The organism is Manganibacter manganicus (genome assembly GCF_002075885.1).
GTDB classification, from domain to species: domain Bacteria; phylum Pseudomonadota; class Alphaproteobacteria; order Rhizobiales; family Rhizobiaceae; genus Mesorhizobium; species Mesorhizobium manganicum.
Genome location: NZ_MDET01000001.1, coordinates 397,594 through 417,153 on the forward strand (window position 1 = coordinate 397,594; position 19,560 = coordinate 417,153).

General features: G+C 59.7%; 19 protein-coding genes. 13 read left to right on the plus strand and 6 right to left on the minus strand.

Annotated features, from left to right (window positions below; genetic code table 11):
* Nucleotides 1-161 precede the first annotated feature (161 nt).
* Nucleotides 162-1,403 carry a DUF445 domain-containing protein gene (locus BFN67_RS01865; protein ID WP_080917942.1) on the plus strand — a complete coding sequence of 414 codons (1,242 nt, stop codon included), beginning with the start codon at nucleotides 162-164 and terminating at the stop codon, nucleotides 1,401-1,403.
* 145 nt (nucleotides 1,404-1,548) lie between these two features.
* Entirely contained in the window at nucleotides 1,549-2,040 is a 492-nt protein-coding gene (locus BFN67_RS01870) for a MaoC family dehydratase (RefSeq protein WP_080917868.1), read from the plus strand.
* 24 nt (nucleotides 2,041-2,064) lie between these two features.
* On the opposite strand, the gene BFN67_RS01875 is transcribed toward BFN67_RS01870, so the two are convergent.
* Nucleotides 2,065-3,105, minus strand: coding sequence for a zinc-dependent alcohol dehydrogenase family protein (locus BFN67_RS01875; RefSeq protein ID WP_080917869.1), 1,041 nt, complete (start codon nucleotides 3,103-3,105; stop codon nucleotides 2,065-2,067).
* 63 nt (nucleotides 3,106-3,168) lie between these two features.
* A complete protein-coding gene (locus BFN67_RS01880; RefSeq protein WP_080917943.1) occupies nucleotides 3,169-3,864 on the minus strand; it encodes a fumarylacetoacetate hydrolase family protein in 696 nt (231 codons plus the stop codon).
* 162 nt (nucleotides 3,865-4,026) lie between these two features.
* On the opposite strand from BFN67_RS01880, the gene BFN67_RS01885 reads away from it, so the two are divergent.
* Entirely contained in the window at nucleotides 4,027-4,710 is a 684-nt protein-coding gene (locus tag BFN67_RS01885; protein ID WP_080917870.1) for a response regulator, read from the plus strand.
* A gap of 50 nt (nucleotides 4,711-4,760) precedes the next feature.
* Here the strand turns inward: BFN67_RS01885 and BFN67_RS01890 are convergent, their stop codons facing one another.
* The 3 genes from BFN67_RS01890 to BFN67_RS01900 are packed head-to-tail and all read right to left on the minus strand — an operon-like array spanning nucleotide 4,761 to nucleotide 7,630.
* Complete coding sequence (locus tag BFN67_RS01890; protein ID WP_425349724.1) at nucleotides 4,761-5,060, minus strand: TFIIB-type zinc ribbon-containing protein; 300 nt, start codon at nucleotides 5,058-5,060, stop codon at nucleotides 4,761-4,763.
* A gap of 52 nt (nucleotides 5,061-5,112) precedes the next feature.
* Nucleotides 5,113-6,453, minus strand: coding sequence for an ATP-binding response regulator (locus BFN67_RS01895; RefSeq protein ID WP_080917871.1), 1,341 nt, complete (start codon nucleotides 6,451-6,453; stop codon nucleotides 5,113-5,115).
* Complete coding sequence (locus BFN67_RS01900) at nucleotides 6,440-7,630, minus strand: FIST N-terminal domain-containing protein (protein WP_245295126.1); 1,191 nt, start codon at nucleotides 7,628-7,630, stop codon at nucleotides 6,440-6,442. Before BFN67_RS01900 ends, BFN67_RS01895 begins: the two co-directional genes overlap by 14 nt.
* Nucleotides 7,631-7,898: 268 nt before the next feature.
* Here BFN67_RS01900 and BFN67_RS01905 point away from each other — a divergent pair, with 268 nt between their 5' ends.
* The 5 genes from BFN67_RS01905 to BFN67_RS25040 all read left to right on the plus strand — a co-directional run bounded on the left by BFN67_RS01905 (nucleotide 7,899) and on the right by BFN67_RS25040 (nucleotide 13,410).
* Nucleotides 7,899-8,399: a (2Fe-2S)-binding protein gene (locus BFN67_RS01905; protein WP_080917872.1), complete on the plus strand. Its 501-nt coding sequence runs from the start codon at nucleotides 7,899-7,901 to the stop codon at nucleotides 8,397-8,399.
* A 124-nt stretch (nucleotides 8,400-8,523) separates the two neighbouring features.
* A complete protein-coding gene (locus BFN67_RS01910; protein ID WP_080917873.1) occupies nucleotides 8,524-10,872 on the plus strand; it encodes a xanthine dehydrogenase family protein molybdopterin-binding subunit in 2,349 nt (782 codons plus the stop codon).
* A gap of 12 nt (nucleotides 10,873-10,884) precedes the next feature.
* Nucleotides 10,885-11,685, plus strand: coding sequence for an FAD binding domain-containing protein (locus BFN67_RS01915; RefSeq protein ID WP_080917874.1), 801 nt, complete (start codon nucleotides 10,885-10,887; stop codon nucleotides 11,683-11,685).
* Between the two features lie 188 nt (nucleotides 11,686-11,873).
* Nucleotides 11,874-13,265, plus strand: coding sequence for an L-lactate MFS transporter (locus BFN67_RS01920; RefSeq protein ID WP_080917875.1), 1,392 nt, complete (start codon nucleotides 11,874-11,876; stop codon nucleotides 13,263-13,265).
* Nucleotides 13,266-13,281: 16 nt separating this feature from the next.
* Nucleotides 13,282-13,410 carry an MFS transporter small subunit gene (locus BFN67_RS25040; protein WP_192856743.1) on the plus strand — a complete coding sequence of 43 codons (129 nt, stop codon included), beginning with the start codon at nucleotides 13,282-13,284 and terminating at the stop codon, nucleotides 13,408-13,410.
* 40 nt (nucleotides 13,411-13,450) lie between these two features.
* On the opposite strand, the gene BFN67_RS01925 is transcribed toward BFN67_RS25040, so the two are convergent.
* A complete protein-coding gene (locus BFN67_RS01925; protein ID WP_080917876.1) occupies nucleotides 13,451-13,939 on the minus strand; it encodes a GNAT family N-acetyltransferase in 489 nt (162 codons plus the stop codon).
* A gap of 161 nt (nucleotides 13,940-14,100) precedes the next feature.
* Between BFN67_RS01925 and BFN67_RS01930 the strand changes: the two genes are divergently transcribed.
* The 5 genes from BFN67_RS01930 (at nucleotide 14,101) to BFN67_RS01950 (ending at nucleotide 19,556) form a co-directional block, all read left to right on the plus strand.
* Entirely contained in the window at nucleotides 14,101-14,775 is a 675-nt protein-coding gene (locus BFN67_RS01930; protein WP_139788984.1) for a YjbE family putative metal transport protein, read from the plus strand.
* 116 nt (nucleotides 14,776-14,891) lie between these two features.
* Nucleotides 14,892-15,923, plus strand: a complete 1,032-nt coding sequence (locus tag BFN67_RS01935) for a BMP family protein (protein ID WP_080917877.1) — start codon at nucleotides 14,892-14,894, stop codon at nucleotides 15,921-15,923.
* Between the two features lie 122 nt (nucleotides 15,924-16,045).
* Entirely contained in the window at nucleotides 16,046-17,560 is a 1,515-nt protein-coding gene (locus BFN67_RS01940; RefSeq protein WP_080917878.1) for an ABC transporter ATP-binding protein, read from the plus strand.
* The gene (locus BFN67_RS01945; protein WP_080917879.1) at nucleotides 17,560-18,615 is read left to right on the plus strand and encodes an ABC transporter permease; all 1,056 of its coding nucleotides are present in this window, start codon (nucleotides 17,560-17,562) and stop codon (nucleotides 18,613-18,615) included. Before BFN67_RS01940 ends, BFN67_RS01945 begins: the two co-directional genes overlap by 1 nt.
* On the plus strand, nucleotides 18,612-19,556 hold the full coding sequence (locus BFN67_RS01950; protein ID WP_080917880.1) for an ABC transporter permease: 945 nt from the start codon (nucleotides 18,612-18,614) through the stop codon (nucleotides 19,554-19,556). The genes BFN67_RS01945 and BFN67_RS01950 overlap by 4 nt, the downstream gene beginning before the upstream one ends.
* Nucleotides 19,557-19,560 lie beyond the last annotated feature (4 nt).

The window sequence follows — 19,560 nt, forward strand, 5'->3', positions numbered from 1 at the left end:
CGACTTGCCAGCCTTTTGCCGACCTTTCCTGAGAAAAGGACGAAAGGCTTTTGGTTGTCGAAATGCTATTCGGATAGGTTCAGCCCGTCAGGGAAAGCGGAGCAGTGACCGTGCCAGAATCGATTCGAAATCCAGCCGATGTGACGGTTGACGCCGACAGCATGGCGAAGCTTGCCGCGCTGCGACGCACGAAAATCGTTGCGGCGGGCGCACTCGGCCTTTGTGCGGCGTTGTTTATCGCCGCGAAAATACTGGAAGGGCGCTATCCGGGACTGGGCTTCGTCGCGGCGTTTGCGGAAGCAGCCATCATCGGCGGGTTGGCAGACTGGTATGCGGTGGTCGCGCTGTTCAAGCGCCCGCTCGGCCTGCCTATCCCGCATACCGCCATTATTCCGGCCAACCGGGACCGGATAGCGGACAATCTCGGTCGCTTCATCGAAATAAACTTCCTGGCACCCGGTCCGGTGCGCGAAAAGCTAGAGGAGGTCGATTTCGCGGTCCTCGTCGCAGACTGGCTGACGGATGAGAAGCGGTCCGCCGGGCTTTCGCGCTTCGTCGCGCGTTTGGTTCCGCAAATGCTCACCGCAGTCGAGCAATCCGGATTGAGCGACTTTGTCGCCGCCCGCATGAGGGCGCAGATCGAAAAGGTACAGGTTGCGCCGCTGGCTGCCGAGCTTTTGTCCACTTTCACGGATGAACGCCGCCATCAGATGTTATTCGACGAATTCATTAAGGTGATCGGCCGCTTTCTCAATGACGAGCAGGCGCTGACGGCAATGCGCGACAAGGTCCGGGAGGAATTGCCGTCGCTGTTCAACCTGTTTCGTGCCGATGCCTATCTTTTGAAAAAGATCGTTGCCTCCGCAAGTTCGCTGCTGGAGGAGGTGTATGCCGATCCCGTTCACCCCATGCGGCGCGAATTTGATCATTTCGTCAGGCGTTTTGTCGAGAAGCTGAAAACATCGGAAGAGTATGCTCGCCGCGCTGAATTGCTGAAGCGGGATTTTATGGCGCGCCCGGAATTCACCGGCCTGGCCGGTACGATGTGGGAAAGCCTTCGGCAGTTCATCGAACAGGATGCGGCGGCCTCCGATTCGACGATTCGCAGACAGATGACCGGCATGTTCGTGGAGATCGGCAAGCAACTCACAGCCGATCCGCAAATTCGGGACGACATGAACCAGGGTTTCGTTGTAGCGCTGGGTTCATTCGTGGAAAACCAGAAGAGCGGCGTGTCGAAATTCATCGCCGATCAGGTTAAGAGCTGGGATTTCGCGCAACTTACGCGGCTTATCGAGATCAATGTCGGTCGCGACCTGCAATATATCCGCTTCAATGGCATGATTGTTGGCGGTTTGGCCGGAATTGTACTCTATGGATTGGAACGGTTTGTCATCGATTGACGACAGGCGTTTGTTGCCTATCCTGTGGCGGTTTTGGCGATGAGACTGGAAGGAACCAATTGATACGCGGACGAATTGAGAGGACCTATGCCATGCAGCCGACGACGTTGATTGTGGCTGCCATGCTGGCTGAAGGAGACGTCCAATGACAACTTCGCCACCGACCTATGAACAACTTAGGACAATGGTGGGTCAGGAATTGGGCGTGTCGCCATGGATGACGGTCGATCAGGAGCGAATCGACCAGTTCGCCCAATGCACTGGCGACAAGCAGTGGATTCACACCGATCCGGAGCGCGCGCACAAGCAAAGCCCGTTCCGCACCACGATCGCGCACGGCTATCTGACACTGTCGATCATCGGCTGTCTCTCCCAGGAAATGAACGTCATCCCTGAAAACACGCAGGCGGCTTTCAATTACGGGCTTGATCGGGTGCGCTTCATCGCTCCCGTCAAGGTTGGTTCGCGCGTGCGCCTGAGCGCCAGACTGCTTTCGATGGAGGATAAGGGGCCGGGTCAATATCTGATGAAATTCGCCAACACGATCGAGATCGAAGGCGAGGAAAAGCCGGCACTGACAGCCGAGACGCTGGCTATGCTCTATGAGCGGCGCAGGAAGGTCGTGAAAGAGGGCTGACCTCGCTGGCAATCGCCAGTCGGGTCAGAAGCGTGTCACCACGCCGATGCCGATGCCTTCGAAATCGCTCATTGCCATCAGGGCCGCCGGTGCATCTTCAAGGCCGATCCGTTTGCCGATCAGGCGCTCGGGTTGCAAGCGGCCAGCGCGGATCATGTCCAGCATGGCACGATAGCGGAAAGCCTGCATGCCATGGCTGCCGCGGATTTCTAGTTCGTAGGCAATGACCTTGGCCATAGGTATCGCGGCGCTCGTATGTTCGCCCAGCATCAGGCCGACCTGCACATGGCGCCCGCGCCGGCGCAGGTTCGAGATCGAATTGTTGCAAGTTGCAGGATGGCCGAGCGCGTCCATCGACATATGCGCGCCGCCATTGGTGATCTGCTTGACCGCCTTGACCACATTGGGTGTAGTCGAGGCATTGATGGTCGCGACGGCGCCGAGCTGTTTGGCAAAGTTCAGCTTTTCTTCGGTCAGGTCGATGGCAATGACATTGGCGCCCATGGCCGAGGCGATCATTACGGCCGATAGGCCAACCCCGCCGCAGCCATGCACCGCTACCCATTCGCCCGGCGTCACGCGGCCTTGATCGACAATGGCGCGGAAAGACGTGACGAAGCGGCAGCCGAGGCTGGCGGCGGTGGCGAAATCCATGTCTTCGGGCAGAGCGACGAGATTGGTGTCGGCAAAGTCGATCGCCACATATTCGGCAAACGAGCCCCAGGCGGTGAAACCGGGTTGAAACTGGTGCTCGCAGACCTGATGATTGCCGGACGCGCATTCGACACAACGCCCACAGGCGGCGACGAAAGGCACGGTCACGCGTTGGCCGGGGCGCCAGCGAGTAACCTGCTTTCCAGCCGCAACGACGATTCCGGCAAGCTCATGGCCCGGCACATGCGGCAAGCGAATATCGGGGTCGTGTCCCATCCAGCCGTGCCAGTCGCTGCGGCAAAACCCGGTTGCCTCGACCTTGATGACGACGCCTTCGGCAGACGGCGTCGGGTCCGGCACCGTGCGAATTTCCGGGGCTTCCCCGAATCTTTCGAACATGACGGCTTTCATGGCAGCCTCCGCGAGATCAATGATGAAATGGCTATTCGATATCGGCGAGCAAAGCTATTCCGTTTATGCCTGTTGCTCGAAGGTGATCTCGATGTCCCCGATCCCGTCCACGCCGCCGGTAAGCCGGTCACCAGGCAGGATCGGTCCGACGCCTGCCGGCGTGCCTGTGAAAATGAGGTCGCCAGGCCGCAATTCGATGGACTGGCTGCAGATAGATACAATGTCGGCAACGGGCCAGATCATTGCCGCAATGTCGCCATCCTGCTTCACTTCGCCATTGACGGCGAGCCATATGCGGCCTTGTTCCGGATGGCCGGATTTGCTGGCCTCGACCAGAGAACCACAAGGCGCGGAACGGTCGAAGGCCTTTGCCCAGTCCCATGGCCTTGCCGCCTTCTTGGCAATGTCCTGCAGGTCGCGGCGGGTGAGATCGATGCCGACACCGTAGCCCCAGATGTGGCCGAGTGCGCCGTCACGCGCGATATCGCTGCCGGCCTTGCCGATAGCCACAACCAGTTCGACCTCGTGGTGAAGATTTTCGGTCAGCGGCGGGAAGGGGATTGTCGTTCCCGAATCCACTACCGCATCCGCCGGCTTGGTGAAGAAGAAGGGCGGATCGCGCTCGTCATTGCCGAGTTCGCGCGCATGGGCGGCATAATTGCGCCCAACGCAGACGATACGCCGCACTGCGAAGCGTTTCTCACTGCCGGCAATCGCGACGGACGGCGTTTCGGGGGGCTGTATGATAAAGGCGCTCATGAACGATCCTGTCTGTGTGCGACACGCGGCCACGATTTTGAAGACGGCGGGTCCGGCCGTTTGCAAGGTGCTGGCCATGTCGGTGCTGCGGTGTACTATTTTCCTATGATCGCCGCCAAGCCATATGGTTAGTATGAACGGATTCGAGCCGAGGCCGTCACTATGAATGCCAGCAACGAAACCGCCCGATTTCTGATCATCGACGATCATCCGCTGTTTCGCGAGGCGCTTCATAGTGCCGTGCAGATGGCTTATCCGGAAGTCGATACGGTCGAGGCCCGCACCATTGCCGAGGCGCTCGACATTCTGGCCGATCCAAAACCCTTCGATCTGGCACTGCTCGATCTGTCCATGCCGGACGTGCATGGTTTCGAAGGACTTCTGCAATTGCGGACGCGTTATCCGAGGCTGCCGGTGGTGATCGTGTCCGGTCACGAAGAACCGAAGGTCATCACCGAGGCGCTATCCTATGGCGTGGCCGGCTTTATTCCCAAATCGGCACGCAAGAGTGATCTGGCTTTCGCCATCCGTTCTGTGATGGAGGGCCAGATTTACGTACCGGAGACTTACGAAAGCAGGCCGCCGGGTGACGAGGAACTGGATCGTGCCGACATGGTGCAGCGACTGGCGAAGCTGACACCCCAGCAATTGCGTGTGCTTCAGATGCTGCGGCAGGGTCTGCTCAACAAGCAGATTGCCTATAAGCTGCAAGTCGGTGAGACAACTGTAAAGGCGCATGTTTCAGAAATACTGCGTAAGCTCAATGTCTATAGCCGCACGCAGGCCGTGATCGAGATTTCCAAGCTCGACAACGCCGATCTGTTTCGGGATCAGACGGGATTTTGAAAGGCCGAGGCTGAACCGACAGGATTCGGCCCCGGTTTATTCTGACAGAATCAGAAATCGAACAGTTCGCCGAGAAGAGACTTCTTTTTGTAGGGTTTTGACCCGTAATGACGGTCGTCACGATAACGGCCGTCGTCCCGCGGGCGCTCATGGCCACTTGAACGAGGCGCCTGTTCAGCTGCGCTACGCTCGATGATCTTGTCTAGTTCCCCGCGATCCAGCCACACGCCGCGGCATTTGGGGCAATAGTCAACCTCGATGCCCTGGCGATCGGCCATTGCGAGGTCGGTGTCGTCGATTGGGCATTTCATGCGCTGTTTCCCTTGTTGTTTGTCTTTGACCTGCCGCATGTGGTGATGCTTGGCGAGGCTTCAAGCAAGAAACAGGTGCGGCGGGTTGGCGCTATGCCAGAAGATGCGCCAACAGCGCGCGCAATTGCGCTGGTTTGAGCGGTTTGAGCATCAGGTCGATGCCAGCGGCGCGCGCCGCCTGGATCACGGTTTCGGAAGGATCGGCAGTCACGATAAGCGCCGGTACCGGGCGGCCAAGATAGGCGCGGACCTCATCGATCGTGGCAGAGCCCAGATCTCCACCGTCCAGATGCTGGTCAGCTATCACGATGTCAGGTGTCCAGGCGGTGTCGCCGAGGGTGTCGAGCGCCTCGCTCGTGGAACTGGCTGCGCGTACGGTGCAACGCCAGCGTTCGAGCAATGACGCCATAGCCTGAAGAACATCGGGGTCGTTCTCCACCAATAGCACTCTTGTTCCAAACAGGCCGTAGCCGCGTGGCCGTTGCATGTCCGGCAATGCGCTCATGCTATGGGCAGTAACGGTTGCTGCGACCGGAACATCGATATGGAAAATGGTGCCGCGACCAACAGTCGAGGAGAAAGTCACAGGGTGGTCGAGCGTATCGGCCATACGGCGCACGATCGCCAGGCCCAGGCCAAGTCCGCCGCCGGCGAGTTCGGCATCGGCGACACGAGGCCCGCGGTGGAATTCCTCAAAAACCGCCTCGCGCTGATCGTCGGGGATGCCGCAACCGGTATCGGCGACATCGATGCGCATGGTTTCGCCCCGGTTGCGGGTTCCCACCAAAACACCGCCCGACCGCGTGTAGCGTAGGGCATTGGACAGAATGTTCTGCAAAATGCGGCGCAGAAGCGTCCGGTCGGAGCGCACCATGGCGTTGACGGGACGAAATTTCAGCTTGAGATTCTTCATCGCCGCCACCGGTTCGAAGTCGGAGCGGAGCGAAGAAAACAGTGTTTCAAGATGGACGTCGCAGATATCGGGCCGGGTCACGCCGGCATCCAGCTTCGAGATATCGAGCAGGGTGTGCAGCAGATCGCCCATGGTTTCGAGAGAACGCTCGACCTGGCGCACCAGTTTGCGGCCTTCCTCACTGGTCTGGATTTCAGCAAGAGCGGATACTGAAAGATGCGCGGCATTCAATGGTTGCAATACGTCATGGCTGGCGGCCGCGAGGAAACGGGTCTTCGACAGATTTGCCTGTTCGGCACTTTCCTTGGCGGAAATCAGATCGAGATTCGATTGTTCCAGCCGGCGCAAGGTCGAGTGGAGTTCTTCCGTGCGTGTGCGAACCCTTTGTTCCAGCGAGATCGCCGTCTGGAACAGTGAGAAGGCGTTGCCTTGTTGCTCCATCGAACGCTCTACCCTGCTGATCAGGGCGGCGTTGATCTTCTTAAGCCGCTCTATGTCGTCGATTTCACGCAGCGGCATCTTTGTCTCGTTGCTTCACGGGCTGTCTCTGTCCGAAGGCTATGCCGATGAAGGTCTGGTTGAGGTGCATGGAACGGTACTGTTCTCCATAGGTGCCGAAACCGATCACCCGGTTGGTCCGGTATAGCTCGGAGATTTCACGAAACACCTGTCGGTTCAGCGCATCGAGCCGGCGCAGCACGCAGTCGAAGCCGAGCACCATGTCGATGCCACCAAGTCGCGTTTCGACCTCCTCCAGCGCAGTTCGCGTCGTCTCTACCATGCTTTTGGGCTGCGCCACCGAAAGTACGACGCCATCGTCGACTGCGCAAAAGAAGGACAGCCCTCCGTCTGGAAGCACTTTCTGGATCGAACGGCAGTAATATTCGCCGCCGACTTTGACCACGACGGGATGCGAAGCAAAATTGAGCGGCGCCAGAGCCCGCGGTTCGATGCCGGCGGAAGCAGCATATTCGCCAGCGGCGCTGGAAGCGTTGAATTCCAGCACGATGCGCTGGTCGGGGTCGGACGCTGTCACCACCAGTTTGTCGTCGGTTGGTTCGAAATTGTCGGTCTTGAAGACATGGAAGGGGATTTCGGTGGAGATCAGCACGACAATAGCCGAGTCGGACGCGACGCGACCGTTTGAGATCAGTCGGGTGGTCTCAAATTTAAGGTTGTCGCCGGCCGAACCGCCAATCAGGGGAATATCGTCCAGTCCCCAATGGATCGCCGATGTGACGGCCTCTTCTGCGTGAGAAAGCCCATCGATGAAGCACAGCGCGAAGGTATGGTCCCTGGCTTTCTGTGTGCCGTCTCCCAATGCGCGTCTCAGTTTCTCGACCTCGCTGGTAATCGTGTCCATGCTGGTTGCAGCCAAGCTCTCGACCATTGTGCTCACGGCGGCAAAGGTGGCGCCGGGAAAGAGCATGGCCAGCATGTGGCCTTCGTCCAGCCCCTGCGGCGTGATCTCGCCGGCCGTAGAGCAGCCGGCATAAAGCAAGGCCGGTGCGTGGCGCTGGATGGCTGCCGTCAGAACGGATGCCTCGACGAGGCTTTGCGAAAAGAAGATCAGAGCAAAGCCGGCGCCCATCGCGGCGGCTTCGGCGGCGACGGCTGCGGCAAAGGCATCAGCATCGGGCTCGTCGGAACTGAGCACCGAAAGACCGCATGAATAACTCGCATGCGAGCAAGCCACGGGCTCCTCCCTTGGGCGTTGCGGCTATTCTCAACGGCTTCTCGCCGCGCAGAATATTGTTCACGGCAATTGGCGGTTTGGCAATGGTGTCTGGTGCAGGCATCGCATCGCGGCGTGGCCGAAAGTACAATATACGGTTTTCAGGGCGGGCTGCATTCTCGGAATTGGAGGGGCTGGCCCCTGATGTTATGCCGTGCAAGAATAGTGCTCGGCAGGCATATGCGAGCGCTTGCGATCAGCACCAAGGTTTCAGACCCAGGGAGGTTTCATGTCGGACGTTTCGTTGACGGTGAACGGCAGACGGGTGAGCGGCACTGTCGAAGATCGCACGCTTTTGGTCCATTTCCTGCGCGAGAATCTCGGGCTTACGGGCACCCATGTCGGATGCGACACCTCCCAGTGTGGAGCGTGCGTAATCCATGTGGATGGCAAGGCGGTGAAATCGTGCACGATGCTGGCCGTCCAGGCGTCGGGATCTGAGATCCTGACCATCGAGGGACTGGCGAATGGCGGCGATCTGCATCCGGTTCAGGCTGCTTTCAAGGAGCATCATGGTCTGCAATGCGGCTTCTGCACGCCCGGCATGATCATGACGGCTACCGACATGATTGCCCGCCATCCGGAAGGTCTCGACGAGGCAACGGTGCGCACCGAACTGGAAGGTAACATCTGTCGCTGCACCGGCTATCATAACATCGTCAAGGCGATCCTCGCGGCGTCCAAAACGATGGCGAAGGGATCGAAAACAAGGACGAAGAGGGCGGCGTGACCGGCAGTCGACATTAGGCCGTCGGCAATATCGGGTTGGCGCGAGGAGATCGGGAGCGGCTCGGCACAAAGTTTTTGACCGCCGGCTGCAATTGCCGACTTTCTCGCCACGGAGGAGAATTCGCATGGGCGTTGAAGGCATAGGCGCACGGGTCGCGCGCAAGGAAGACAAGAGATTTATCACCGGTGGTGGTCGCTATGTCGATGACATGGTGGTGCCCGGCATGAAGCATGCGGTTTTTGTGCGCAGCCCCTATGCGCATGCGCAAATCAGGAAGATCGACGTGAAGGCGGCGCAAGCCATGCCCGGCGTTATCGGTGTTCTGACCGGCAAGGAACTCAAAGCAGACGGGATCGGCAATCTCATTTGCGGCTGGATGATCCATTCCAGGGATGGCACGCCGATGAAAATGGGTGCCTGGTCGGCGCTCGCCGTCGACAAGGTGCGCTATGTCGGTGATGCTGTCGTCGTCGTCGTCGCCGACACCAAAGGACAGGCGCGCGACGCCGCGGAGGCGGTGGAAATCACCTATAAGGAATTGAAATCGGTTACCGATGCTTCCAAGGCGATGGACAAGGGCGCGCCGCAAATTCATCCCGAAGCCGAAAACAACCTGATTTTTGACTGGGATATCGGCAATGCCGATGAGACGGAGGCTGCCTTCAAGAAGGCCGCTCATGTCGTTGAAATGGACATCATCAATAACCGTCTGGTTCCAAACGCCATGGAGCCGCGAGCGGCCCTTGGCCACTATGACAAGGCCGAGGATCACTATACCTGCTGGACGACGTCGCAGAACCCGCATGTCGCGCGCCTGGTGATGAGCGCCTTCTACAATGTCGCGCCTGAAAACAAGCTGCGTGTCATCGCCCCCGATGTCGGCGGCGGCTTCGGCTCGAAGATCTATATCTACCCGGAAGAGATCGTCTGCCTGTGGGCCTCCAAAAAGACCGGCGTGCCGGTCAAATGGGTGGCCGACCGTACCGAAAGCTTCCTGTGCGATGCGCATGGCCGCGACCACCACAGCCATTGCGCCATGGCCTTCGACGAGGATCACAAGATTCTCGGCTTCAAGGTGGAGACCAAGGCCAATCTCGGAGCCTATATGTCGCTGTTTTCATCGGCGACGCCAACCTATCTCTACGCGACGCTTTTGTCGGGGCAGTACGATATTCCTGCCATACACGCCAATGTGAAGGCGATCTACACGAACACGGCGCCCGTCGATGCCTATCGCGGGGCAGGGCGCCCCGAGGCGGCCTTCAACGTTGAGCGGATGATGGAGGTGGCTGCGCGCCAGTTCGGCATGTCGCCGGCGGAGCTTCGCCGCAAGAATTTCATCACCGCCTTCCCGCACCAGACACCGGTCATCATGAATTACGATGCCGGTGATTTCGCCACCTCGCTCGATGCTGCGATGAAAGAAGCGGACTATGCCGGGTTCGAGAAGCGCCGGGCGAAAGCGAAGAAGGCCGGCAAGCTGCGCGGCATTGGCTTTTCCTGCTACATCGAGGCATGTGGCATCGCTCCCTCTGCGGCAGTGGGCAGTCTTGGCGCCGGCGTCGGCCTGTGGGAATCGGCCGAGGTTCGCGTGAACGCGGTCGGCACTATCGAAGTGTTGACCGGCTCGCACAGCCACGGTCAGGGCCATGAGACGACATTTTCGCAACTTGTGGCGCAGCGCCTTTCCGTGCCGCTGGATTCCATCTCCATCGTTCATGGCGATACGGACAAGGTGCAGATGGGCATGGGCACCTACGGTTCACGATCCGGAGCGGTCGGCATGTCGGCCATCGTCAAGGCTCTCGACAAGGTCGAAGCCAAGGCCAGGAAGATCGCGGCACATCTGCTTGAAGCCGATGAGAGCGACATTGTCATCGAGAACGGCGAATTGAAGGTTGCGGGCACCGACAAGTCAGTGCCGTGGTTCCAGATGGCGCTCGCAGCCTATACCGCACACAATCTGCCTGCCGGTATGGAGCCAGGCCTGAAAGAAACCGCGTTTTACGATCCGGCCAATTTCACCTTCCCGGCGGGTTGCTATATCTGCGAAGTCGAGATCGACCCGGAGACGGGCCATACCGACATTGTGCAGTTCGTGGCTGCCGACGATTTCGGCAACATCATCAATCCGATGATCGTCGAAGGCCAGGTCCATGGCGGCGTGGCGCAAGGCGTCGGCCAAGCGCTGCTGGAAGGCGCGAACTACGACGAAACGGGACAGTTACTGACGGCAAGTTACATGGACTACACCATGCCACGTGCCGGCGACCTGCCGTCGTTCAAGGTGTCGACCTCCAGCACGCCGTCGCCGTCCAATCCGCTCGGCCTCAAGGGCTGCGGCGAGGCAGGCGCGATTGGTTCGCCGCCGGCGGTCATCAACGCCATTACCGACGCGATCGGTACAGAAAACATCACCATGCCGGCAACGCCCCAGAAGGTCTGGGCTGCGATCCGGACTGTGAAACACTGAGGAGGCGCAAACATGTATTCCGTCCATTATCATCGCGCCATCTCGGTCGCGGATGCCGTAAAGCTCCTGAAATCGGGGGATGCTCAGCCGCTTTCGGGCGGCATGACACTGATCCCGGCCATGAAGACGCGCTTGGCTGCGCCATCGGATCTGGTCGACCTGTCGCATGTTCAGGAACTCAAGGGCATCAAGGTGTCGGGCAAGACGGTGACAATCGGCGCCGGCACGACACACTTTGAAGTCGCCAGTGACGAAAAGCTCAAGAAGGCCTGTCCGGCGTTGGTGCATCTGGCTTCGCTGATCGGCGATCCGGCGGTGCGTCATCGTGGCACGATCGGCGGTTCCGTGGCCAACAACGATCCGGCCGCGGACTATCCGTCGGCACTTCTCGCACTTGGCGCGACCATCGTCACCAACAAGCGTGAGATCGCGGCGGACAAGTTCTTCAAGGGCTTGTTCGAAACCGCGCTCAAGGATGGGGAAATCATCACGGCAGTCACATTTACCGCACCTGCCAAGGCCGGTTACGAGAAGTTTCGCAACCCGGCTTCCCGCTATGCCATCGTCGGCGTTTTCGTCGCTAAGGGCAAAGATGGGGTCAGGGTTGCGGTAACGGGCGCCGGTGACGACGGCGTCTTCCGTTCCAAGCCGATCGAGGCGGCACTGGCGAAATCCTTCGAAGCCTCCGCTCTGGATGGTGTTAAGGTGCCGGCAAGCAGCCTGATGAGCGACATTCATGCGTCGGCGGATTATCGCGCGCATTTGATCAGCGTAATGGCCAAACGTGCGGTCGTGGCAGCCAACGCTGCCTGAGTTCTTTATTCGAATCTGAAAAGCCGAATAAAAACAGGGGAATCGGCGCGAATGCGCCGGTTTCTTCACATCAACTAAATTAAACCTTCGTCGTATATCCAGTAGTATGGTTTATTGTATCGCTCTGCGACCTAATTCCTTATCATCCCGCCCGTTGAGTATCAGACTCATTGCTCTGGGAGGGAAGCATGGTAGCGCAGACGCAGGAGGCGGGGACGAACTGGTTCAGCCGTGCCCGGACGGTGGCAAAGCCCGGCTATAGCCGATGGATGGTGCCGCCAGCCGCACTTTGTGTGCATCTTTGTATCGGTCAGGCCTACGCATACAGCGTGTTCAACTTGCCGATGACCAAGCTGATCGGCATCACCGAATCGGCACCTGACGACTGGAAGTTGACGGAACTGGGCTGGATCTTTTCGCTGGCTATCTTCTTCCTCGGCGTTTCGTCGGCAGTGTTTGGCCGATGGGTGGAGGAGGGCGGCCCGCGCAAGGCCATGTTCACTGCGGCCTGCTGCTGGGCGGCCGGCTTCTTCATTTCGGCCATCGGCGTTTCCATCCACAATCTGTGGGTGATCTATCTCGGCTATGGCGTACTGGGCGGCATTGCGCTTGGAATCGGCTACATTTCGCCGGTTTCGACGCTGATCAAATGGTTCCCCGATCGGCCGGGCATGGCGACTGGCATGGCCATCATGGGCTTCGGCGGCGGTGCCTTCATCGCTTCGCCGCTGTCAGTGTGGCTGATGAGGAAATTCACCACTGACACCCATGTCGGCGTGATGGAAACCTTCATCGTGCTCGGGGTGGTCTATTTCATCTTCATGGTCGTCGGTTCGATTATCGTGCGTGTTCCGCCGGCTGACTGGAAGCCTGAGGGTTATGTCGCACCGAAGGAGAACAAGCTCATCAGCAAGAACGACGTCTTTGTCTATGACGCGCTGAAGACGCCGCAGTTCTGGCTGATCTGGGTCATTCTGTGCGTGAATACGACCGCCGGCATCGGCGTTCTGGGACAAGCCTCGGCCATGAGCCAGGAAATGTTTCCGGGCCTGATTACTCCGATCGCGGCGGCGGGCCTTGTCGGCCTGATGAGCCTGTTCAACATGGGCGGCCGCTTCGCCTGGGCGACGACGTCGGATTTTATTGGCCGTAAGAACACCTATTTCGTGTTCATGGTGCTGGGTTTCATCCTATACTGTCTGGTGCCTTATACTGGTTCGATCGGCAGTGTTGCTGGTTTTGTCGTCTGCTTCTGCATCATCATCTCGATGTATGGCGGCGGTTTCTCGACGGTTCCGGCCTATCTGCGTGACATGTTCGGCACCCGCTATGTCGGTGCCATTCATGGCCTGTTGCTCACGGCCTGGTCGGCAGCCGGCATCTTCGGCCCGGTGCTGGTGAATTATATTCGCCAGTACAATATCACCCACAATGTGCCGAAGGCGCAGGCCTACAACACTACCATGTACATCATGGCGGGCCTGTTCGTGATCGGTTTCATCTGCAATCTGGCGGTACGCGCGGTCAATGAGCGCCACCATATGAAAGCCGAGCGCGAAGCGCTTGCGGCGGCCAACTGAAAGTGAGGAGGCTTCCATGAATGACATGAACGAGAAAAGGACCACGCCTCTTCAACTCATCCTTGCCTGGGGCTTCGTTGGTATTCCTTTGGTCTGGGGGGTGCTGCAAACCCTCGCCAACGCGATGAAACTGTTCATCCACTGACATGATGCGGCGTCGCCCTTGAGGCGACGCCGCTTGCTTCTTATCCCGGCAACAATTCGTGGGCGAAATAACGGACGGTTTTTCTGCCGCCATGAATGTCCGCGGTGCCGACTTCGCGAAAGCCGAGTCGTGCGTGAAAGGCGTCCGAAGCCGGATTGGGTGGCGCGGCATTGACCTCGCAGACCACGATCTCGTGCCCTGCCTGAACTGCGTATTCGAACAGGTCGCCATAGAGATTGCGGGCGTGGCCACGTCCGCGTGCAGCGCCATCGACGGCTATCCGATCGACATAGACGAAGCGGTCAAAACGCTGCCGGAACCACTGGAAGTTCGGGCTGTCATAAGCCGCATCCTGATCGAAGGCGATGATGAAGGCTTCGAGGGAACCGATGCGGCGGCTGTAGAAGGCCGCGCCGAGCATGGATGACAAGCGCAGCGGCTCCAGCCATGAGAGTTCTTCCGCATGACTGTTGTTAAGTGCCAGCACGGCCGGTTCGTCCGAGGACGAGATGGGTTCGATGGGCAGCATGGTTGTCGTCCCTGGGTAACTATGAATGAGGCCCTAGCATCGGTTGAGGTCGGGTGGAAGCGGCGGTGCCAAAACCTTGACAGGTGCGCAGGTGAAACCGAATACCTGTCGTGTAGGCGGCAATTCACGGAGAACCGGGTCGCATGACAGGAGCGCAGTGAATGCCGTTCGGGATCGATCAGGCCGCCATTGCGGCCTATGTCGAGGTTATCGTCATCAATCTGGTTCTATCCGGTGACAATGTCGTGGTCATCGGCATGGCAGCGGCTGCTCTGCCGAGGGATCTGCGCAAGAAGGCGATCTTTGCAGGCATCGCCGCGGCGGCCGTCATTCGGGTGGTCTTTGCCGTTGTCGCCGTCGAACTTCTAAAAATTCCGGGCATCATGCTGGTTGGCGGCCTGCTTCTGTTGTGGGTATGCTGGAACCTCTTCAGGGAACTTTATTCCGGTGACCAGCAGGAGCTTGAACCGGACATGGCCGGCGAGGGCGCCATGGCGGTTGCCAAACCGGGCAAGAGGCTGCGCCAGGCGATCATCCAGATCGTCGTCGCTGACGTGTCGATGTCGCTCGACAATGTGCTGGCCGTGGCGGGTGCAGCCAGCGATCAACTCGATGCTCTGGTGTTTGGCCTGATTTTGTCGGTGTTGTTGATGGCGGTTGCCTCGACGCTGGTTGCCGCCTTGCTCGCGCGATATCGGTGGATCGGCTGGGCGGGGCTTGCGATCATCGTTTACGTCGCGCTGGGGATGCTCTACGACGGCGGCGGTCAACTGATGCAAATCGACTTCGGTGCGCTGCTCCCCGCATGGGCGGGCGATGCTGTTTCTGCCGGGTAAATCCCGCTGTCAAATTTGACCATATGGACAAGATCGAGGGCCCGTCCCATAGTTGTCGGGCGGATATAAAATCATAAGGTCGGCTCCGCGGACGGCCTCAATCAGAGGGTCAGGCAATGAACAATGGGAGCAAGGGCAAGGCTATGCTGAATGGTGGGCTTTCCCGGCGCGCGGTGCTGGAACTGGGTGTTCTCGGTCTTGCTGTGACGGCGTTGCCGCGCGGCGCCATGGCCGAGGACAAGAAGCTCAAGGTCGCGGCGGTTTTCGCCACACCGATTGAGGAGCCCTGGGACCATCAGGTGCATGTCGCGCTGCAACAGGCGCAAAAGGAACTCGGCATCGACTACAAATGGTCCGAGAAGGTGCAGACCGCCGATTTCGGCCGAGTCATGCGCGAATACGCGCAAGGCGGCTACGATTTGTTAATGGGCGACGCTTTCGCCGCCGAGCGTGAATCGCGTCGCACGGCCAAACAGTTTCCCAAGGTGGCATTTTTGTTCGGCTCGGGTGCAGGTCCGGCGGAGCCGAATTTCGGCGTCTTCGACAACTGGATCCATGAACCGGCGTATCTGTCCGGCATGATCGCCGGCAAGATGTCGAAATCGGGCACGATCGGGGCGGTAGCCGCGATGGGCATTCCGGAGGTCAACCGGCTGGTTAATGCTTTCTTCGCCGGCGCGCGCGAGGTCAACAAGGACATCAAGCGCAAGGTTTCCTTCATCGGCTCCTTTTTCGATCCGCCAAAGGCCAAAGAAGCCGCGCTTGCCCAGATCGATGCCGGCGTGGACGTGATCTATGCCGAGCGCTTCGGGGTCATCGAGGCAGCCCAGCAGAAGGGCATTTATGCCATTTCCAACATGTCCGACCAGTCGAGCCTTGCGCCCGAGACAGTGATTACCGGGCCGGTGTGGAACATGTTTCCGACGGTCGAGCAGGCGGTGAAACTGGTCAGGGCCGGCGTATTCACCGCGCAGGACTATGGCGATTTCTCGCGCATGGCCAAGGGCGGGTCCTCACTCGCGCCCTACCACAAGTTCGAGCAGATCCTGCCGGCAGAGGTGAAGGATATGGTGGAGAAGCGCAAGACCGAGATCATGGACGGCATCTTCCGCGTCGATGTGGACGAAAACACGCCAAGCTCGGATTGAGCCGATCATCGCGCTGAACGCCGTGCCTCAAATCGCTGACTTTCCGGCCTACGGGCCGGAAGGATGTGTCTTGAGTTTCACTCCACTATGGTTGCCTGACTCTCATATCTTTGCGCTCTTCCATGTCGCCTGATGTCCCTCTTATCGAAATGCGTGGCATTTCCAAAAGCTTCGGTGCCGTAAAGGCGAACCAGGCGGTGGATCTTGTCGTTGGGCGCGGCGAGATCCTTGGCCTGCTCGGCGAAAACGGCGCCGGCAAGACGACGCTGATGAACATCCTGTTCGGTGCCTACCAGCCCGATGCCGGTGAAATCTTCATCGAGGGGAAGCCGACTGTCATCAACAGTTCGGCCGATGCGCTGGCCGCCGGCATCGGCATGGTGCATCAGCATTTCCACCTTGCCGGACGAATGAGCGTGCTGGAAAACCTTTTGATCGGCATTCCCGGAAAAAACGGGCGGCTCGACCGGGCAGGCGCATTGGTAAAGCTTGCCGAGATTGCCGACCGTTACGGGTTGAAGCTCGACCCCGATGTCGCTGTTTCCAGCCTGTCCATCGGCGAGCAGCAACGGCTTGAAATCGTCAAGGCGCTTTATCGTGGCGCCAAACTGCTTATCCTCGACGAACCCACGGCGGTACTGGCGCCGGGGGAAGTCGAAGGGCTGTTTGCGGCGCTGCGCGCCATGACCCAACAGGGACTGGGCATTATCTTCATCTCGCACAAGCTGAACGAGGTGCGGGCGCTCACACACCGCTGCACGGTGCTGCGGCATGGGCGCGTTGCCGGCCGTGTCGACCGGCCTGCCGAGACTGCGACGGCAGAGATGGCTCGGCTGATGTGCGGTCATGAGATCGTGCCACCGGCCAAGGGGCCTTCGGTTCCGGGTTCGGCAGTGCTGCAACTGGAGCGTGTTTCGACGGATGGCCCCGGTATGCCGCTGCGCGACGTCTCGCTTTCCGTGCGCGAGGGCGAAATTGTCGGCATTGCCGGCGTTTCCGGCAATGGTCAGCGCGCATTGGCAGATGTCGTTTCAGGCATGCTACGGCCCAATGCCGGGCAGATCGAGATCGGCGGCAAGGCGGTTTCGCGTTTCACGCCGCGCGAGGTCCAGGCACTCGGCCTTGGCCGCATCCCCGAAGACCGCATGACGACGGGGCTGGTGACCAACCTGCCGCTTGCCGATTCCATGGTGTTGCCGCGCGTCGGCACGGAGGCTTTCAGCCGCAAGGGCCTGCTAAAGCCGGGCGCGATCATCGCCTTCGCCGAAGAGCAGATCAAGGCCTATGATATACGCTGTCCCGGCCCGATGATCCGGGCCGGCGCGCTATCGGGCGGTAATCTCCAAAAGGCACTGCTGGCGCGTGAACTCGCCTTCGATCCGAAGGTGCTGATCGCCGCCCAGCCAACGCGCGGGCTCGACATAGGTGCTGCGCGCTTCGTGCATGAAAAATTCCTGGCCTTGCGGGAAAGACGCTGCGGTATCCTGGTGATCAGCGAAGACCTGGAGGAATTGTTGACGCTCTCTGATCGCATCGCTGTGATGTATGAGGGACGCATCGCAGGCATGCTCGATGCCGCCGATGCCACGGTCGCACGACTCGGCATGCTGATGAGCGGCGCGGAGGGGAACGCCTGATGCTGCGTCTGGAGCCTCGCCAGCGGACACCCGGTTGGTTCAACCTCGCTTTACCCTTCGCGGCCATTATTGCCACATTGGTTCTGTGCAGCGGCCTCATCAAGATGGCCGGTGCCAGCGTCTTCCAGGCCTACGGCGTCATGCTCGATGCCTCGTTCGGCGACACCTACGCCGTCACGGAGACTCTGGTTCGGGCCACGCCGATGATCTTCACCGGGTTGGCGGTGGCGGTCGCGTTCCGGGCAAAATTCTGGAATATCGGTGCCGAGGGGCAATTGCTGGCAGGCGCGATGGCCGGTTGCTGGGTCGGCACGTTTCCGATGGCCGGCCCGCTGGCGATGCTGCTGATGGCGATTGTCGGGGCTGTCGCCGGTGCCGCCGTCGCGCTTATTCCGGCGCTGCTGCGCGTCAAGCTCAAGGTCGATGACGTCGTCAGTTCGCTGCTGCTGAACTCCATTGTCTTCTATATCCTGATGGCGCTGATCGAGACAGTGTGGAAAGATCCGCTGTCGGGTTATCCGATCTCCCCGCCGATCGAGGATGCGGCCAATCTTCCGGTACTTCTCGCTGGCACGAGGCTGCATCTGGGCGTTCTGGTGGCTCTTATCGCGGCACCGGTCGTCTGGTTCGTCATTGCGCGCACCACGCTCGGTTTCAAGATCAGGGTGACGGGCGAAAACCCTGAAGCCGCGCGTTATGGGGGTATCGGTGTCGAGCGCATCATCGTGCTCGCGGCGATCCTTTCAGGTGCGCTAGCCGGACTTGCCGGTGTTGCAGAAGTCGGCGGCGTGCATTTTCAGGTTATGAGCGACATTTCGCCGGGCTACGGTTATTCCGGTATCGTCATCGCCATGCTGGCAAGGCTCAATCCTCTTGGCGTCGTGCCGGCGGCGATTTTTCTGGCGGCGGTGATGACCGGTGCTGAAGCGATGTCGCGCGCCACCGGCGTTCCGCCCTTCCTGTCCGATGTCATCCAGGGCATGGCGCTGCTGGCCATGCTGGTTGCGCTGCTGTTTACCGCCTATCGCATACGCCGCAGGGGAGGCGCGTCATGAATGCCGTGCTGGAACAGGTCTTCCAGGTCGGATTTCTCGCCGCCATCATTCGCATCGCGACGCCGCTGGCCTTCGCGACGCTGGGCGAGATGTTTTCGGAGCGCGCCGGCGTACTCAATCTCGGCATTGAAGGCATCATGCTGCTTTCAGCGATGACCGGCTTCACGACGGCGAGCCTCACTGGCAGCTTGTGGCTGGGCATCCTCGCTGCGATCATCACCGGGGCGCTGATGGGCGCGCTTCATGCCGTGCTGACGGTGGCGCTTGGCCTCAGCCAGCATGTTTGCGGCATCGGCGTGACGCTATTCGGCTCCGGCCTTGCCTATTTCTTTTATCGCCTGGTGTTCGGCCAGCAGTCAGTGCCGCCGAGCATCGAAGGTTTCAAGCCAGTCCCGATTCCCATCCTTTCGGATATTCCGGTCATCGGCCCGCCGATCTTCAACCAGTTCACACTGGTTTATCTGGCGATACTGGCTATTCCCATCTCCGCCTTCCTGCTCTACCGCACGCCATGGGGGCTTTCGTTGCGCATGGTCGGCGAAAACCCGCGCGCTGCCGATTCCGCGGGCGTGAGCGTGATCGGCATGCGCTTCCAGGCGGTGATGCTCGGCGGTGCATTGATGGGCGTGGCCGGCGCCTTCCTGACCATGGCGCAGTTCAATGCCTTTACCTTCGGCGTGATTTCGGGGCGCGGCTGGGTGGCGATTGCGCTGGTTGTCTTCGGGCGCTGGGATCCGTGGCGTTCTGCCGGTGCCGCGCTGCTGTTCGCCTTTGTCGATGCGCTGCAACTGCGATTGCAGGCCGCGGGACTGGGGCACATCCCTTATGAAATCTTCCTGATGCTGCCTTTCGTGCTGACTATCGTCGCCATGGCGTTGATGTCGCGCAATGCGGTGGCGCCCTCAGCTCTGCTCAAGCCGTTCCGGCGCGAGGAACGCTGACGGC

Excerpts from the sequence above, each read along its gene's own strand:
- BFN67_RS01950 (WP_080917880.1), top strand. The coding sequence starts at position 18,612 with ATGAATGCCGTGCTGGAACAGGTCTTCCAGGTCGGATTTCTCGCCGCC.
- BFN67_RS01920 (WP_080917875.1), top strand. The coding sequence starts at position 11,874 with ATGGTAGCGCAGACGCAGGAGGCGGGGACGAACTGGTTCAGCCGTGCC.
- BFN67_RS01870 (WP_080917868.1), top strand. The coding sequence starts at position 1,549 with ATGACAACTTCGCCACCGACCTATGAACAACTTAGGACAATGGTGGGT.
- BFN67_RS01875 (WP_080917869.1), bottom strand. The coding sequence starts at position 3,105 with ATGAAAGCCGTCATGTTCGAAAGATTCGGGGAAGCCCCGGAAATTCGC.
- BFN67_RS01910 (WP_080917873.1), top strand. The coding sequence starts at position 8,524 with ATGGGCGTTGAAGGCATAGGCGCACGGGTCGCGCGCAAGGAAGACAAG.
- BFN67_RS25040 (WP_192856743.1), top strand. The coding sequence starts at position 13,282 with ATGAATGACATGAACGAGAAAAGGACCACGCCTCTTCAACTCATCCTT.
- BFN67_RS01880 (WP_080917943.1), bottom strand. The coding sequence starts at position 3,864 with ATGAGCGCCTTTATCATACAGCCCCCCGAAACGCCGTCCGTCGCGATT.
- BFN67_RS01940 (WP_080917878.1), top strand. The coding sequence starts at position 16,046 with ATGTCGCCTGATGTCCCTCTTATCGAAATGCGTGGCATTTCCAAAAGC.
- BFN67_RS01885 (WP_080917870.1), top strand. The coding sequence starts at position 4,027 with ATGAATGCCAGCAACGAAACCGCCCGATTTCTGATCATCGACGATCAT.
- BFN67_RS01895 (WP_080917871.1), bottom strand. The coding sequence starts at position 6,453 with ATGCCGCTGCGTGAAATCGACGACATAGAGCGGCTTAAGAAGATCAAC.
- BFN67_RS01945 (WP_080917879.1), top strand. The coding sequence starts at position 17,560 with ATGCTGCGTCTGGAGCCTCGCCAGCGGACACCCGGTTGGTTCAACCTC.
- BFN67_RS01930 (WP_139788984.1), top strand. The coding sequence starts at position 14,101 with ATGCCGTTCGGGATCGATCAGGCCGCCATTGCGGCCTATGTCGAGGTT.
- BFN67_RS01935 (WP_080917877.1), top strand. The coding sequence starts at position 14,892 with ATGAACAATGGGAGCAAGGGCAAGGCTATGCTGAATGGTGGGCTTTCC.
- BFN67_RS01865 (WP_080917942.1), top strand. The coding sequence starts at position 162 with ATGGCGAAGCTTGCCGCGCTGCGACGCACGAAAATCGTTGCGGCGGGC.
- BFN67_RS01890 (WP_425349724.1), bottom strand. The coding sequence starts at position 5,060 with ATGCGGCAGGTCAAAGACAAACAACAAGGGAAACAGCGCATGAAATGC.
- BFN67_RS01925 (WP_080917876.1), bottom strand. The coding sequence starts at position 13,939 with ATGCTGCCCATCGAACCCATCTCGTCCTCGGACGAACCGGCCGTGCTG.
- BFN67_RS01905 (WP_080917872.1), top strand. The coding sequence starts at position 7,899 with ATGTCGGACGTTTCGTTGACGGTGAACGGCAGACGGGTGAGCGGCACT.
- BFN67_RS01915 (WP_080917874.1), top strand. The coding sequence starts at position 10,885 with ATGTATTCCGTCCATTATCATCGCGCCATCTCGGTCGCGGATGCCGTA.